Source organism: Pseudomonas sp. GD04019, assembly GCF_029837695.1.
Taxonomy (GTDB): Bacteria; Pseudomonadota; Gammaproteobacteria; order Pseudomonadales; family Pseudomonadaceae; genus Aquipseudomonas.
On the sequence record NZ_JAOEEA010000008.1, the window covers coordinates 148,502 to 164,331 of the forward strand.

8 protein-coding genes are annotated in these 15,830 nt (G+C 67.5%); 3 read left to right on the forward strand and 5 right to left on the reverse strand.

The genetic code is table 11. The features are described from left to right. Positions 1-21 precede the first annotated feature (21 nt). The 3 genes from N7607_RS14185 to N7607_RS14195 all read right to left on the reverse strand — a co-directional run bounded on the left by N7607_RS14185 (position 22) and on the right by N7607_RS14195 (position 4,192). Entirely contained in the window at positions 22-1,608 is a 1,587-nt protein-coding gene (locus N7607_RS14185) for an ABC transporter substrate-binding protein (protein ID WP_279866246.1), read from the reverse strand. Positions 1,609-1,663: 55 nt separating this feature from the next. After that, positions 1,664-3,265 (reverse strand): ABC transporter substrate-binding protein, encoded by a 1,602-nt coding sequence (locus tag N7607_RS14190; protein WP_279866245.1) that lies wholly within the window; start codon positions 3,263-3,265, stop codon positions 1,664-1,666. Between the two features lie 213 nt (positions 3,266-3,478). Further along, the gene (locus tag N7607_RS14195; RefSeq protein WP_279866244.1) at positions 3,479-4,192 is read right to left on the reverse strand and encodes an SIMPL domain-containing protein; all 714 of its coding nucleotides are present in this window, start codon (positions 4,190-4,192) and stop codon (positions 3,479-3,481) included. A 202-nt stretch (positions 4,193-4,394) separates the two neighbouring features. Between N7607_RS14195 and N7607_RS14200 the strand changes: the two genes are divergently transcribed. From N7607_RS14200 to N7607_RS14210, 3 genes are all read left to right on the forward strand, one after another. Then, on the forward strand, positions 4,395-5,666 hold the full coding sequence (locus N7607_RS14200; protein WP_279866243.1) for an ATP-binding protein: 1,272 nt from the start codon (positions 4,395-4,397) through the stop codon (positions 5,664-5,666). Beyond that, a complete protein-coding gene (locus tag N7607_RS14205; RefSeq protein WP_192400226.1) occupies positions 5,659-6,219 on the forward strand; it encodes a response regulator transcription factor in 561 nt (186 codons plus the stop codon). The genes N7607_RS14200 and N7607_RS14205 overlap by 8 nt, the downstream gene beginning before the upstream one ends. Positions 6,220-6,370: 151 nt before the next feature. Beyond that, positions 6,371-7,312 carry an AEC family transporter gene (locus N7607_RS14210; RefSeq protein WP_279866242.1) on the forward strand — a complete coding sequence of 314 codons (942 nt, stop codon included), beginning with the start codon at positions 6,371-6,373 and terminating at the stop codon, positions 7,310-7,312. Between the two features lie 311 nt (positions 7,313-7,623). Here the strand turns inward: N7607_RS14210 and pbpC are convergent, their stop codons facing one another. Further along, positions 7,624-9,927, reverse strand: coding sequence for a penicillin-binding protein 1C (gene pbpC, locus N7607_RS14215; RefSeq protein WP_279866241.1), 2,304 nt, complete (start codon positions 9,925-9,927; stop codon positions 7,624-7,626). Between the two features lie 44 nt (positions 9,928-9,971). Further along, positions 9,972-15,806 carry an alpha-2-macroglobulin gene (locus N7607_RS14220; RefSeq protein ID WP_279866240.1) on the reverse strand — a complete coding sequence of 1,945 codons (5,835 nt, stop codon included), beginning with the start codon at positions 15,804-15,806 and terminating at the stop codon, positions 9,972-9,974. Between the last annotated feature and the right edge of the window lie 24 nt (positions 15,807-15,830).

The following is a 15,830-nucleotide window of genomic DNA, read 5'->3' on the forward strand; positions in this document are numbered from 1 at the left end:
CGCCTTCGTGGGGCGCGATTGTTATGGCTTGCGCTTCACATGGGTGAAGTTGTTGGAGCCCAGGGGGCTGAGCACGAAGCCCTCGACATCCCGGCGCAGCACGGCGAACTGCTTGGGGTGGGCGAGGGCGATCCAGGGCGCCTGCTGGTGGAAAATCGCCAGCGCCTCGCGGTACAGCGCAGCGCGACGCTCCGGCTCGGCGACCCGGCGGGCCTCGCGGATCAGCTGGTCGAATTCCTTGTGACACCAGCCTGCCTGATTCTCGCCACTCTCGGCGGCGGCGCAGGACAGGTTGGGGGTGAGGAAGTTGTCCGGGTCGCCGTTGTCGCCGGCCCAGCCCATGAATACCAGGTCGTGCTCGCCGTTCTTGGCGCGCTTGATCAGCTCGCCCCACTCGAACACGCGGATGTCGGCTTGGATGCCGATGGCGGCCAGGTCGGCCTGCAGCATCTGCGCGCCGATGCCCGGGTTGGGATTGGTCGGGCCGCCGCCGGGGCGGGTCCAGATCGACAGTTTGAGGCCCTGGGCGTGGCCGGCCTCGGCCAGCAGTTGGCGGGCGCGTTCCACATCCTTGGGCCAGGGCTGCAGGCGCTCGTCGTAGCCGAGCAGGGTGGCCGGGTAGGGCGCCGCCGCCAGACTGGCGTTGCCCTCGCCGTACTGGGCCCGCAGGTAGGCCTGGCGGTCGAAGGCCAGGTTGATGGCCTGGCGCACGCGCACGTCGTCCAGCGGCTTGTGCCGGGTGTTGATGGCGACGTAGGCGGTGAGCAGCGAGTCCAGCTCCAGTACCTGCAGCTCCTTGTTCTCGCGCAGCTTCGGTACATCGCTCGGGCGGGGGAACACGGCCACCTGGCAGGCGCCGGCCTTGAGCTGTTGGATGCGCACGTTGGGGTCGGGGGTGATGGCCAGCAGCAGGCGATCGAGCGCCGGTTTGCCGCCCCAGTAGTGCGGGTTGCCGGCGAAACGCACCTGGGCGTCCTTGGCGTAGCGCTCGAAGACGAAGGGGCCGGTGCCGATGGGCTGGCTGTTGAGCTTTTCCGGTGTTTCGGCGTCGAGTAGCTGTTCGGCGTACTCGGCGGAATAGATGGAGGTGAAGCCCATGGCCAGGTCGGCCAGGAAGGGCGCCTCGGGGTGTTTCAGGGTGAAGCGCACACGGTGTTCGTCGAGCGCCTCGATCTGGTCGATCAGCTCGGCGAAGCCCATGGCCTCGAAATAGGGAAAGCCGCGCGGGGCCAGTTCGTGCCAGTCGTGGTCCTTGTCGTGCTGGCGCTGGAAGCTCCACAGCACGTCGTCGGCATTCAGCTCGCGGCTCGGCTTGAACCAGGGTGTTGCATGGAACTTCACGCCCTTGCGCAGGGTGAAGGTGTAGGTCAGGCCGTCGGCGCTGATCTCCCAGCTCTCGGCCAGGGCGGGAATGATGCGGGTGCTGCCGGGGGCGAACTGCACCAGGCGTTCGTAGACCGTCTCGGCCGAGGCGTCGGCGGTGGTGGCGGCGGTGTACTGGACGATGTCGAACCCTTCCGGGCTGGCCTCGGAGCAGACCACCAGCGATTGCTGAGCGAACGCCGGCAAGCCGGCGCAAAGCGCCAGGAGCATGAGGAGACTGCGCATGAACCGTTCCTTCTGCGGATGAAGCCGGGCGGCATGCAGCCGCCCGGAACTCGGCTTACTTGCCGACACCCACGCCGTAGAAGGAGTTGAGCGCGAACGGGCTGATCTTGAAGTCCTGCACGTTCTTGCGCATCGGTTGGTAGACGGTGGAGTGGGCGATCGGGGTGATCGGCACCTGGGCCTTGAGTACGTGCTGAGCCTGTTTGTACAGCTCGGTACGCTTGGCCACGTCGGAGGTGGCCTTGGCGGCCTTCACCAGCTTGTCGTAGTCCTCGAAGCACCACTTGGAGAAGTTGTTGCCGTCGACCGCGTCGCAGCCGTACAGGGTGCCCAGCCAGTTGTCCGGGTCACCGTTGTCGCCGCTCCAGCCGATCAGCATGGCGTCGTGCTCGCCGCCCTTGGCGCGCTTCATGTACTCGCCCCATTCGTAGCTGACGATATTGGCCTTGATGCCGATCTTCGCCCAGTCGGCCTGGAGCATCTCGGCCATCAGCTTGGCATTGGGGTTGTACGGGCGCTGCACCGGCATGGCCCACAGGGTGATCTCGGTGCCTTCGGCGATGCCGGCGGCCTTGAGCAGGGTCTTGGCCTTCTCGGGATCATAGGCCGGGTCCTTGACGCTGTCGTCGTAGGACCACTGGGTCGGCGGCATGCCGTTTACCGCCAGCTGGCCGGCGCCCTGGTACACGGCATCGATGATCGCTTGCTTGTTCACCGCCATGTCCAGCGCCTGGCGCACTTCGAGCTTGTCGAACGGTTTGTGGGTGACGTTGTAGGCGATGTAGCCGAGGTTGAAGCCCGGCTGCGAGGGCATGTTCAGGTTGGCGTCTTTCTTCAGCGACTCGAGGTCGGCCGGGCGCGGGAACAGGGTGATCTGGCACTCGCCAGCCTTGAGCTTCTGCATGCGCACCGAGGCGTCGGTGTTGATGGCGAAGATCAGGTTGTCGATCTTCACGTCTTCCGGCAGCCAGTAGTCCTTGTTGCCGGTGAAGCGGATCTGCGCGTCCTTCTGGTAGCGCTTGAACACGAACGGACCGGTGCCGATCGGCTTCTGGTTGATGTCGGCGGCCTTGCCGGCCTTGAGCAGCTGATCGGCGTATTCGGCGGACTGGATCGAGGCGAAGCTCATCGCCAGGTTCTGGATAAAGGCGGCGTCGACGCTGTTGAGGGTGAACTTGACGCTGTGGTCGTCGAGCTTCTCCAGCTTGGCGATATTGGCGTCCATGCCCATGTCGGTGAAGTAGGGGAATTCGGTGGGGTAGGCCTTACGGAACGGATGCTCCTTGTCGAGCATGCGCTGGAAGGTGAACAGCACGTCATCGGCGTTGAATTCGCGGCTCGGCTTGAAGTACTCGGTGGTATGGAACTTCACGCCCTTGCGCAGCTGGAAGGTGTAGGTCAGGCCGTCGGCCGATACGTCCCACTTCTCGGCCAGGCCCGGCACCACTGCGGTACCGCCTCGTTCGAACTGGCTCAGGCGGTTGAACATGGTTTCCGCGGCGGCATCGAAGTCGGTGCCGGTGGTGTACTGGCCCGGGTCGAAACCGGCGGGGCTGCCTTCGGAGCAGAACACCAGATTGCTGGCGGCGCTGGCGAAGGGGGCGCTGGCGATCAGCCCAGCGGCGAGAAGAGCCTGGATGACGGCGTTCTTACGCATGTTGACCTCATGTTTGTTGTGGTTGTGATCCTTGAGGGATGCCTTGTGGGCACCTTGCGTGAAGCTATGCACGGCATATGCCGCGGGCAAGCGTGAAACGCGATTGAGTGTAGAAGCTGTGGCGAAGCTGTAATGCTTTGTCGCAATTGTGCAAATTTCGCGGAGGGGTGTGGCGATGGGCCACTGCCGTTGGCGGTGGCCCATCGCTCCCGATCAGGGCAGCTGCACCTCGATCACACCGTCGGCGCTCATGCTCACGCGGCTGGTGCCGGCCTCGATCTGCGGCGCCGCTTCGCTCTTGCTGAAGCTGCCGCGATCCATGGCCATGGCGCGCATCGGCATCACCGGCTGGAAGCCGCCGCTGTTGAGGTTGAGGCTGACCAGCTTGTAGCCCTTGCCGCCGACCGCGTCGGTGGCCAACTGGGCGCGGGATTTGAAGGCTTCCACGGCCTGTTTGATCAGGCCGTCTTCGCTGGTCTGGCGGGTATCCTCGGCCACGGCGAAGCTCATCTCGGCCATCTTCAGCTCACCCAGCAGGTCGGCGGACAGCTGCGACAGGCGGGCGAACTCGGCGCTTTCCAGGCGCAGCTCGGCGCGCTCGCGCCAGGCGCTGATCTTGCTGCCTTCGTCCTCGTACACCGGGTAGCTCTGCCGGCTGCCGAGGCTGACTTTCACGCCCTGCACCTTGCGCGCCTTGTCGATGGCGGCATTCAGTGTCTTGGTCACGCCGGCGGCCAGCTCGGCCGGGTCGTCGCTCTGGGCCTCGGTGTAGAGGGTGACGTACATGCGGTCGTGGGCCACTTCCTGGCTGACTTCAGCGCGCAGCGATACCTGGTTGTAGCGCGGCTCGTCGGCCATGGCCGGCAGGCTGGCGAGAGTGGCCAGGCCGAGGGCGACGGTGGCGGCGAGACGGTTGAGTGCGTGCATGGGGACTCCTTGCGGGTGGTTGTCCTGGTGTTTGACGAAGTGGTCAGACTATTCGGGTTAAAGGTGGTTCGCAGGTTTTCTTTTTCCAGTTGTTGGCCCGTTCGCGGCTTAGTTCGGGCGAGGGCAGCGCTGCGTCCGGTTGACGCAGGTCAGCGGCCACCCAGGCCCTCTGGTTATACTCGCCGGCATGCCCGGAGCCTCTATGTACGCACCTGTCCAATTGCTGTCCGCCAGCCGCCAGAACCTCTGGCGCCTGACTCTGATTCGTCTGCTGGTGCTGGCCGCCCAGGCCGGTTCGGTGGGCATCGCCTACCTGTCCGACCTGCTGCCGCTGCCCTGGCTGCCGCTGTGCATCACCCTCGGCGTGTCGCTCGGCCTGTGCCTGCTCACCGCCCTGCGCCTGCGCGGGCCGTGGCCGGTCACCGAATTGGAATACACGGTGCAGCTGGCCTGCGACCTGGTGATCCACAGCCTGCTGCTGTACTTCTCCGGGGGCTCGACCAACCCCTTCGTCTCCTACTACCTGGTGCCGCTGACCATCGCCGCGGCAACGCTGCCCTGGCTGTATTCGATGTTCCTCGCCGGGCTGGCGCTGACCGGCTACACCGCGCTGCTGATCTGGTATCACCCGATGCACCTGAACAACGTGCAGCATGAGGCGATGCTGATCAGCCTGCACCTGTTCGGCATGTGGCTGAACTTCCTGCTGTCCGCCGCGTTCATCACCTTCTTCGTGGTCAAGATGGCCGGCGCCCTGCGCCGCCAGGACGAACTGCAGGCGCTGCGCCGCGAGGAAGGCATGCGCGATCAGCAACTGTTGGCCGTGGCCACCCAGGCGGCCGGCGCTGCCCACGAGCTGGGCACGCCGCTGGCGACCATGAGCGTGCTGCTCAAGGAGCTGCGCCAGGAGTACCGCGACAAGCCGACCCTGCAGGACGACCTGGCCCTGCTGCAGGAGCAGGTCAAGCTGTGCAAGGAGACCCTGCAGCACCTGGTGCGCGCCGCCGAGGCCGATCGCCGCCAGGCGGTGTTCGAGCAGACCGCCGTGCAATGGCTGGAGACCACCCTCAATCGCTGGCACCTGATGCGCCCCGAGGCCACCTACCGCTTTCAGTGCCTGGGCTCGGGCGCGGTGCCGCGCCTGCTGCCGCCGGCGGACCTGACCCAGGCCCTGCTCAACCTGCTGAACAACGCCGCCGACGCCTGCCCGGACAAGCTCGACATTCGCCTGGACTGGGACGCGAGCTGGATCAACCTGAGCATCCGCGACCATGGTGCCGGGGTACCGCTGGCCATCGCCGAGCAGATCGGCAAACCCTTCTTCACCACCAAGGGCAAGGGCTTCGGCCTCGGCCTGTTCCTCAGCCAGGCCAGCGTGACGCGGGCCGGCGGTTCGGTGAAACTCTACAATCACGAAGAGGGCGGCACGCTGACGGAACTGCTGCTGCCGAGGCTTGGAGATGAGCATGTCTGACGAACAACTGCACGATCAGGAAGACCAGCCGCACCTGCTGCTGGTGGACGACGACGCCACCTTCACCCGCGTCATGGCACGCGCCATGGACCGCCGCGGCCTGCGCGTGAGCGTGGCCAACTCGGCGGAAGAGGGCCTGGCCCTGGCCAAGGAAGACCTGCCGGACTATGCCGTGGTCGACCTGAAGATGGAGGGCGACTCCGGCCTGGTGCTGCTGCCCAAGCTGCTGGAGCTGGACCCGGAGATGCGTGTGGTGATCCTCACCGGCTATTCGAGCATCGCCACCGCCGTGGAGGCGATCAAGCGCGGCGCCACCAACTACCTGTGCAAGCCGGCCGACGCCGACGACGTGCTCACCGCGCTGCTCTCCGAGCATGCCGACCTCAACACGCTGGTGCCGGAAAACCCGATGTCGGTGGATCGCCTGCAGTGGGAGCACATCCAGCGCGTGCTGGCCGAGCACGACGGCAATATCTCCGCCACCGCCCGAGCCCTCGGCATGCACCGCCGTACCCTGCAGCGCAAGCTGCAGAAGCGCCCGGTACGCCGCTAAGCCTCTCGTGGCAATGACGTAGGGCGGGTGAAACCCGCGTTGGACTGACGCGCGGGTTGCACCCGCCCTACGCTGATTGAAAGCCTGGTGAAAGCCATTGTCCGACTGCAGCGGTTACCATTAGCCGCCTAATCAAGTAGTCGGGAACGCCATGCTCGCCGTTGTCCAGCAGACCCTCGCCATCACCGCGCCGGTGTTCTCCATGCTGTTCCTCGGGGTGGCGCTCAAGCGCCTGGCCCTGATCGACGCGCACTTCATCAATACCGCCTCGGCCCTGGTGTTCAACGTCAGCATGCCGGTCATGCTGTTCCTCGCGATCCTGCATGCCGACCTCAACACCGCGTTGCAGCCGGCGCTGCTCGGCTATTTCCTGCTGGCCACGGTCATCGGCTTCCTGCTGGCCTGGGGCTGGGCCCTGCTGCGGGTGCCGCGGGCCGAGCGCGGGGTGTTCGTGCAGGGCTCGTTCCGCGGCAACAACGGCATCATCGGCCTGGCCCTGGCCACCAGTCTGTACGGCGACTACGGCCTGTCGCTGGGCGGCATCCTCGGCGGGGTGGTGATCCTCAGCTACAACACCCTCTCGGTGATCGTGCTGGAGGTGTACAACCCGAACAGCAAGGCCAGCCCCTGGAGCATCCTGCGGGGCATTCTGCGCAACCCGCTGATCCTCGGAGTGCTGGCGGCCATTCCCTTCGCCTACTGGCAGGTGCGCCTGCCCGGCTGGCTGACCACCTCCGGCGAGTACCTGGCGCAGCTGACCCTGCCGCTGGCGCTGATCTGCATCGGCGGCACCCTGTCGCTGGCCTCCCTGCGCGCCAGCGGCGGCCTGGCCGTCGGTGCCAGCCTGATGAAGATGGTCTGCTTGCCGCTCCTGGCGACCGCCGGCGCCTTCGCCTGCGGCTTCCGTAATGCCGAGCTGGCCATCCTGTTCCTCTACTTCGCCAGCCCCACGGCGGCGGCCAGCTTCGTCATGGCCAAGGCGGCCGGCGGCAACCACGAGTTGGCGGCGGCGATCATCGTCCTCACCACGCTGGTGGCGGTGGTCACCACCAATATCGGCCTGTTCGTGCTGCAGTGGGGCGGCTGGATCTGACGCTGTTAAAGCCGTAGCCCGGATGCAATCCGGGGGGAGCGACCACTGAGCAGTCTTTCCCGGATTGCATCCGGGCTAAATGAGCGGCAAGCCAACTACGGCAAAAATTCCACCTGCAGCGCCCGGCTGGCGCTGCGGCCCTGGTCGTCGCTGACCCGAATGCGGTATTGGTCCGAGCGCGCGGGTCGCCATTGCAGGGCGGCCTGACTAGCCCTGGCCCACCAGGCCGTAGCCCGGATGCAATCCGGGAACGGTCCTTCGGCAAATCGCCCTTCCCGGATTGCATCCGGGCTACATGAGCGGCAAGTCAGCTACGGCAGAAATTCCACCTGCAGCGCCCGGCTGACGCTGCGGCCCTGGTCGTCGCTGACGCGGATTCGATACTGTCCCGAGCGCGCGGGTCGCCATTGCAGGGCCGACTGCGGCGGGCCCTGGCCGACCAGGGTGTGGTCGGCGAACCAGTACAGCAAACGGGCATCGGCGGCGGCATGGGCCGCCAGGGTGATGCTTTCCTGCGGTTGCGACAGGCGCAGGCTGTAGGTCACCTGGGTCAGCGGCGAGGTGATGCGCGGCGCCTCGCTGGTATCGATGGCGGCCTGTACCTGGCAGTCGTGCTGGGCGTCCGGTGGTGTGCGGCGGGGCAGGCCGGCGGCGGCGAACAGGCGCTGCAGGTCGGACGGCCAGAACTCGAATACCCGCAGTTCAGTGGTCGCCGGGTCGAAGGGCGGGCAGGCGGCCTTGCCGGTCCGCCGGTCGACCATTACCGGGCGGTGCAGGTTGGACACGCGGATCGGCGAAACACCGGGGATGTACCAGGTCTTGCGGGTCTGCGGGCACCAGCGGTTGGGCAGCTCGCCGGAGGCGGCGCAAACCTCGACGCGGGTCAGCCCCACTGGCGGCCGGTCGACCGCTGCGCTCACCTCCGGCAAGGCCAGCGGCAGGGCGTCGGCGATGCGGAAGAACAGCGGCGCGGCGGTCTTGATGCCGACGAAGGCCGGGTTCGGCGTGGCGTCGAAGTTGCCGACCCACACCACCAGTACGTAGGGCCCGACCAGACCGGCGCTCCAGGCATCGTGGAAGCCCCAGGAAGTACCGGTCTTCCAGGCTACCGGCCAGTCGCGACCGCGGGCATCGGCGGGCAGGCCGTCCGGGCGCGGGTTGTGGCGCAGCATGTCGCGAACCATGAAGGCCGCCTGCGGCGACAGGAGCTGGGTGCCCGGCTCGCTGCGCTCCTCGCGGGTCCAGCGCAGCGGGCGCAGGCGCCCGTCGCCGGCCAGCATCAGGTACAGCCTGGCCAGTTCGGCCGGGGTCAGCTCGCCGCCGCCCAGCGCCAGGGCCAGGCCGTAGAACTCCTCCTCGCGCAGGCCCTTGATGCCGGCGCGTTGCAGCAGGCCGTGCAGCGATGGCTGGCGCAGCTGGCTGGCCAGCCACACGGCCGGCACGTTGCGACTGCGGATCAGCGCATCCTGGGCGGTCAGCGGGCCGACGAACTTGCCGTCGAAGTTCTCCGGCTGGAAGGCGCCGAAGGCACTGGGCGCGTCCTCGAGGATGCTCATCGGCTGGATCACGCCCTGGTCCAGGGCCAGGCCGTAGAGGAAGGGTTTCAGCGTCGAGCCCGGCGAGCGGCGCGACTGCACGCCGTTGACCTGGCCGTGGATGCTCGCATCGAAGTAGTCCGCCGAGCCGACCAGCGCCTTCACCGCCTGGTCGCGGCTGTCCACCAGGATCGCCGTGGCGTTGCGCACACCCAGCTTGCGCCGGTCGGCGACGAACTGGCCGACCAGCTGTTCCAGACGCTGCTGCAAGCGTGGGTCGAGGGTGCTGTGCAGCTCGTTGCCCGCGTGGCTGGCCAGCAGCTGCTCGCTCAGGTGCGGCGCGCGGAAGGCCAGCTGGCGCCGGGTGCGGGCCTGCAGCGGCAACTCCAGCAGGCCATCGTTGCGCGGGTCGTCGGCGTGTTCGCGGCGCCACTGGGCCATCAGCTGCAGGCGCGCGCGCTGCAGCGCCGGGCCGAACCGGCCGCGCCCCGGCTGCTGGGGAATCACCGCCAGGGCCAGGGCCTCGCTGAGCGAGAGCTGCGCCGCCGCCTTGGCGAAATAGATGCGGCTGGCGGCTTCCACGCCTTCGATATTGCCACCCATGGGCGCCAGGTTGAGGTAGGCCTCGAGGATGTCGTGCTTGCTGTGGCGCGCCTCGATCCACAGGGCCAGGGCGATCTGCTGCAGCTTGCCGGGAATCTGCCGCGAGTTGAGGTCGTGCAGGCGCCTGGCCAGCTGCATGCTCAGGGTCGAGCCGCCTTGGCGCATGCCGCCGCCATAGGTGGACATGGCCGCGCGCACCAGCGCCGTGGGGTCGACGCCCGGATGCCGGTAGAAGTGGCGATCCTCCTTGAGCAGCAGGGCCTCGACCATGGCCGGCGCGATGCGCTGCAGCGGTACCCACAGGCGGTACTGGCCATCGCTGGCCAGGGTCATGCGCAGTAGTTCGCCGTTCTCCGCCAGCACCATGCGCGACAGCGGCGCCGCGTCACGCAGTGGCGCATGCGGCCACAGGCGCAGGGCCAGGAGCAGCAGGATGAATAGGCCGAGGCCGGACAGACAGCGTTTCAGTCGGGACATGGCGTTTCAAAAAGAAGCGGCCCTCGCGGAGGAGGGCCACTGGTTCAGGGTTTGACGATGGTCAGCTGGCCGGCCTTGCCGCGGGCCTGCTGGGTGGTGTCGTACATGCCTTCGGCGTAGGCCGGCGGCGTGCCGAAGGTGCCGGCGTTGGTGGCGCGCACGCGGTAGACGAAGGTGGCGGCGTCGCGGTAGACGGTGCCGTAGAGCACCACGCGGTCGTCGCGCACATCGGCAAACTCGGGCGACCAGTCGCTCATCGCCAACTCGCCCACCGGCGGCTGCCAGCTCGGCTCCTCGGTCTCTTCTTCGCTGTACTCGTCTTCCTCAGTGGCTTCGGTGACCGGCGCCGGCTGGTTGTACACCGGCTCGGTGCCGCCCGGCAGCAGGTCGACCACGGCGACCTGCTGCACCTGGTCGAAGTCCTTGGCGCGCAGGCGCAGGCGCACCAGGAACTCGTCGCCGACGCGCACCTGCTTGACCGGCTCTCCGTTCAGGTCGGTGTACTCGTGGCTGACCTCCAGGCCTTCGGTGATCACCTTGTCCGGCGCGCCGCGGTCGTAGCCGCCTTCGCTGAGCATGTAGAACACCGGTGCATCGCCGTCCTTGCGCAGCAACAGCATCTTGGCTGCCTGCGGCACGTCGCCGAGCGGCGGCTTGCCGCTCAGCGGTAGCGGCTGTTCGCCCTGCTTGCCCAGCCAGGCGCTGACGCGCAGGTTGAGGCCGTCCTCGGCGCGCTCGCCGTAGCTGTCCAGCGCCCGCAGCAGCAGGGCGGCGGACAGCGAGTTGTAGCGCTGTTCGCTGAGACGCTGGCCCATGGCGTCGAGCAGCTTCACCGGCACCTCGTCCAGCTCGGTGGGGAAGTGCTTGGCCAGCAGGCGCAGGTGTTCGGCGTCGTGCACCAGCGGGTCGTAGTACAGGCCGTAGCTGCTCCAGCCCTGCTCCAGGTTGCGCCACACTTGTTGGTCAAACAGCTTGTCGGCCTGCTTGTCCTGCTTCAGCAGCTTGTAGCTGGCGGCCAGGTAGGCAGCACCGATGTCCTGCTGCCAGTTCTTGCTGTGGTAGGTCTCGTAGCGCTCGCGGATATCCGCCAGCGCGCCGCTGGTGACCACGCCCTGGCGGGTCAGCAGGTAGGCGGCGTAGGCGCGGTTGCGCAGTTCCTCCAGGCCTTCGCTGGGGCCGTTGGCCAGTTGCGAGAGGTAGCCGTTGGCGCGATTGAGCAGGTCGCCCGGCACCGCGAAGTTGCGCTCCTTGGCCTCGATCAGGAAGTCGGTGGCGTACAGGCTGGCGAACGGCGCCACCTGCGGGTTGGCCGCCCACAGGCCGAAGCCGCCTTCCAGGTTCTGCCGCGAGCGCAGGATGCGCACGGCGTTGTCGAAGGACGGCACCGCCTGCGGGTCGACGCCCGTGGCCGAGCTGCCCCAGACCAGCGCCGGCATGGCCTTGGATACCAGTTGCTCGGTGCAGCTGTAGCCGTAGTCGTCCAGGTAGCTCTGCAGGCCGCTGGCCCAGACCAGTGGCGAGCCGGCGGCGGCGAAGCGCACGTCACGCAGCTGCGGGTAGAGGTCGCGGCTGACCTGTACCTCGCCGCTGGTGTCTTCCGTGCGGCCCAGGGTCAGGGCCACGCGGCGCTCGACCAGCGGGCGTACCGAGGTGGTCTCGCCGATCTTCACGCGGCGGCCGTCGGGCAGGGTGGCGACGAAGGTCATGTCCGCCGAGCCCAGGGTTTCCTGGGCCAGCAGGTCGATCTCCACCACGCCTTCCTTGCGCGGCGCCAGCTGCAGTTCGGCCTGGTCGATGGACTTCATCTTCAGCCCGGCGCTGGTTTCCACGCTGACCTTGACGGTGGTCGGCTGCTCCAGGTTGCTGAACACCCCGGCACTGACCTTGAACACGTCGCCCGGGGCGACGAAGGCCGGCACGTTGGGCGTGATCACCAGCGGGCCGCGTACCTCGGTGGCGCCTTCGACCACGCCGATACGGGCGTCGTCCACCGCCACCACGAACAGGTGCAGCTTGCCGTTGAAGTAGTCCGGTACCTCGTAGCGGAAGCTGTTGTCGCCCGCTTGCAGGTCGACCAGACCGGACCAGTAGGCCACCGGCGGCTTGCGCTTGCGCTTGAAGGGGTTGAGGTGGGCGCCGAGCAGGTCCTCGCCGTCACCACCGGCGGCTGCGGCGTCGAGCAGTCGGCTGAACTCCGGCAGCAGCAGGTCGAGAATCTGGCTGGTCTGCACTTCCAGCGCACGCTTCTGGAAGAACTGCGCCAGCGGGTCCGGCGCCTTGTAGCGCGCAACCTGCAGGATGCCTTCGTCGATGGCGTAGACCACGGCGCGGCCGGGGCGGTCGGTGCTGACCTTGATGTCCAGCGCCTGGCCCGGCTCGATATGCTCGGCGGCACTGACCTGCAGCGGGATGCGCCGCGCGTCCAGCTTGATGCGCAGCGGCGCCACGCCGTAGGACAGCGGGCTCATGTACACCTCGGGCGAGGCGCTGTCGCGGACGAACTGCACGTTGACGTAGGCGTTGCCCTCCAGCTCCGCGGGCAGGCGGATGCGCTGCACGCTGCTGGTGCTGTCGGCCTTGAACCACTGGTGGGCGTAGACCTTGTCGCGCTCGATGGTGATCAGGCCGGCGCCGGTGTAGGGCGCACGGATACTGATCTCGACCTCGTCGCCCTGGGCGTAGGCATCCTGGTTCAGGCGCAGCTGTAGCTCGGCGTTGCGTTCCAGCGAGCGACTGGCGTTGCCGTGGCCGGCGACGCTGTAGTCCACCTGGTTCAGCGGCGTGCCGTCGGCGGCCTTGAGGGTCAGGGTGAAGTCGCCGGGCTCGCTGGTGTTCAGCCTCTGCTTGCTGCCGCTGGCGGCGATGTTCAGCGGCTGGCTGCCCAGCGGGATGTTCTTGATCCGCGACTGGTACTTGTAGGTACCGTTGGACTGCTTGACCAGCACCGATACGTAGCGGTGCTCGACCAGCTCGGTGGACAGGCCGTCCACCGCCAGCGGCTCGAGGTCGGGCCCGATGGCCAGCCACTCGACTTCGCGCTTGGCGCCCTTGCTCACGTAGTCCAGCGCATCGACGCTCTTGACCCCGGCCAGCCAGGGTGCGGACGACACCATCAGGCTGCTCTGGGCGGCGACGTTGCGCCCGCCCTCGGCCTCGAACACCCGGGCCAGCAGGCTCAGGCGATAGGTGCTGGCGGCGTAGCGATCCAGGCGCAGGTCGAGGCTGGTCTCGCCGTTGTCGTCGGTCTGGGCTTCTGCCAGCTCCTCGGTGCTGCTGTCGCTGAGCGAGTTGTTGATGCGGAAGCGGTAGTCGGCGTACTGCTCGAAGGCCGCGTAGGCCGGCGACAGGGTCATCTCGGCGGTGACCCGGCGGCCCGAGGCCGGCGCGCCGAACAGGTGCATGGCCTTGACCTTGGCCTCGACCTGCTCGGGGGCGATCCAGCCCTTCACCGGGGTCTTGGCCAGGGTGGCGCTGACCTTCATGCGGTCTGGCTCGAAGTCGCGCACCTTGAAGTCGACGCTGCCCAGCTCGGTGCGCCGCTCGTCTTCGTCGATCAGGCTCAGGCTGGCGGTGTAGGTGCCGGCCGGCGCCGCCTCGCTGCTGTGGAAATCGAGGCTCTCGAAGCCGCTGGCGGAGAGCTTCAACTGCTGGCGCAGCACGCTCTGGCCGCGCGGGTCGCGCACGTCCAATTCCACCGGCAGGCCCTGCAATTGGCCGCTCCAGTTGGCGCTGCGCACGATCATGCCCAGGTGCGCGGTCTCGCCCGGGCGATACAGGCCGCGGTCGCTGAACAGGTAGGCGCCGAGGCGGTCCGGCTCGCCATTCTCGTACTGGCCGCCGACTTCGAAGCGCGACAGGTCGAGGCGGTGCTGGCTGGTCGCCACCGGCAGGAAGGACTGGTCGTTGCCGTAATTGACCACGTACATCAGCGGGGTCTTCTCGCGGCGCAGCTCGTCGAGCTTGGCGAAGTGTGCCTGACCGTTGCCGTCGGTATGGGCGCTGGCCACCGGCAGGCCGTTGCGGCCGAGGATCTGCACTTCGGCGCCGGCTACCGGGCCGCCCTGGCCGATCGACTGGACGAACAGGTCGTGGCTGCCGTCGCTGCTGCGTTTGGCGATGATGCCGAGGTCGGTGACCACCACGAAGCGCAGGTCGCGGGTCGGGTTGTCGTCGTAGTAATAATCGAAGGTGTCCTGGCTAGGGTCGTCCTCGGAGCTGAGCTTGATCACGAAGATGCCGCGCCGGCCGCCTTCGGCGTTCAGGTAGGGCGCCAGGTCGACGTGGCTGTACTGGGTCTTCGAGGGATCGCCGGCGTCCAGCGGCAGCTTGACCTGCATGCGCTCCACCAGGCGGTCGAAGTAGATGTTGGGCAGTTCGGGGCGGGCGAAACTGCCGTTGTTCTGGTCCACCAGGTGATGCAGCTGGCTGGGCAGCAGGCGCGAGATTTCCACCTGGGCGCCGGGCACGCCACGGCCGAGGATGCCCAGCTGCTTCTCGCCGTTCAGGCTGAGCAGCGCACCCTCCGAAAGGAAGGCCAGGGCACGAGGGTACTTGGGCATCTGCAGCAGGCTGTAGGTCGGGTCCTTGGCCAGGTAGCCGCCGACCGCCTCGACCTTGGCCGCCACCTTCACATAGACGTAGCGCCCCGGTTCGGCCTTGAACTTGAAAGCGTGCAGGCTGTTGAGCGGCTCGACGCTGGGCACATGGGTCAGCTTCACGCGCTCGGCGCGGGCCAGGGTCTGTTCGTCGACTTCCGACTCATCCCAGTATTCGCTGCCCTGATTGTCGCGCTCGGGCAGCAGCCAGACCTGCACCTGCTTGGCGATGGCCTCGTCGCTCACCGCGCTGGAGCTGCTGAACATCAGCACCGGCTCCGGTTCGCCGCGATCATTGTCGACGAACTGGATATTGCTGGCGCCGAAGGTCAGGCGATAGCGTCCCGGCACGCTGACGGAGGCGTGCAGTGGCTGGCCACTGGCGTTGCCGCCATCGCGGGCCTGAATGCCCTTCTCCACCTGCAGGCTGACGCCGGTGGTTTCCAGCGGGGTGGCCAGCGGCGCGGAGTGCACGTAGGCGGCCAGCTTGTTCTTGGCGAAGCTGATCTCCGGGGTCGGTGCCACATCCTTGTCGCGGTATTCCAGGCCACGGTCCAGGGCGATGGAGACGCGCTGGCGGAAGGACTCTTCGTCGACCGGGTGGGAGAAGCTGATGGTCGCCACCAGCTTCTTCAGGCTCGGCACCACCGGATCCTGGTACAGCTCGTGGCTGGTTACGTCGGCGGTGAACGGCTGGGTGCGCAGGTCGAACTGGTAGCGGTCGAGCAGCACGCCGTCGGCCAGCAGGCCTTCTTCATTCAGGCTGACCTGATAAGCCTGGTCGATCGGCCAATCGGCCGCCGGGGTGAACACCAGGCTGCGGTCGTTGGCCCAGTGCCAGGCACCTTTGACGGCCGGCTGCAGGCTGATGCCCTCGTGGACTTCCTTGCCGATCGCGTCCAGCGGGGCGGCGGATTCGTGGAAGTCGACGCGCAGGGTGTCGATGCTGATCGGCTCGTGCTGGTAGCCGGTCAGGTTCGGCGCGTGCACCGAATAGGCCACGGTGTGCGGCACCGGCAGGTTCTGGTACCAGTGCCAGGCGTAGGCACCGGCGCCACCGAGCAGGGCCAGCACGGCCAGGCCGGCGGCAGTCTTGCCGGGGCGTGCGCGCAGCCAGCTGCCGCCGGCGCACAGGCCCTGCCACAGCTTGCGCAGCCACAGCGGCGGCTGCCAGCTGCCGACCAGGGCAGACAGCAGCCAGCGCGCCAGGCGCAGGACACCGAGAATGACGAAGGCGAGTACGGAGAAGATGCGGCGCATGGCCGACTTGAGCGAAGCGAGCATAAACATCCCTGCTTATGAAGATAC

What these genes read in the sequence shown, in the direction of transcription:
- N7607_RS14195 (WP_279866244.1), bottom strand. Translation starts at nt 4,192, where the DNA reads ATGCACGCACTCAACCGTCTCGCCGCCACCGTCGCCCTCGGCCTGGCC.
- pbpC (WP_279866241.1), bottom strand. Translation starts at nt 9,927, where the DNA reads ATGTCCCGACTGAAACGCTGTCTGTCCGGCCTCGGCCTATTCATCCTG.
- N7607_RS14185 (WP_279866246.1), bottom strand. Translation starts at nt 1,608, where the DNA reads ATGCGCAGTCTCCTCATGCTCCTGGCGCTTTGCGCCGGCTTGCCGGCG.
- N7607_RS14210 (WP_279866242.1), top strand. Translation starts at nt 6,371, where the DNA reads ATGCTCGCCGTTGTCCAGCAGACCCTCGCCATCACCGCGCCGGTGTTC.
- N7607_RS14220 (WP_279866240.1), bottom strand. Translation starts at nt 15,806, where the DNA reads ATGCTCGCTTCGCTCAAGTCGGCCATGCGCCGCATCTTCTCCGTACTC.
- N7607_RS14200 (WP_279866243.1), top strand. Translation starts at nt 4,395, where the DNA reads ATGTACGCACCTGTCCAATTGCTGTCCGCCAGCCGCCAGAACCTCTGG.
- N7607_RS14190 (WP_279866245.1), bottom strand. Translation starts at nt 3,265, where the DNA reads ATGCGTAAGAACGCCGTCATCCAGGCTCTTCTCGCCGCTGGGCTGATC.
- N7607_RS14205 (WP_192400226.1), top strand. Translation starts at nt 5,659, where the DNA reads ATGTCTGACGAACAACTGCACGATCAGGAAGACCAGCCGCACCTGCTG.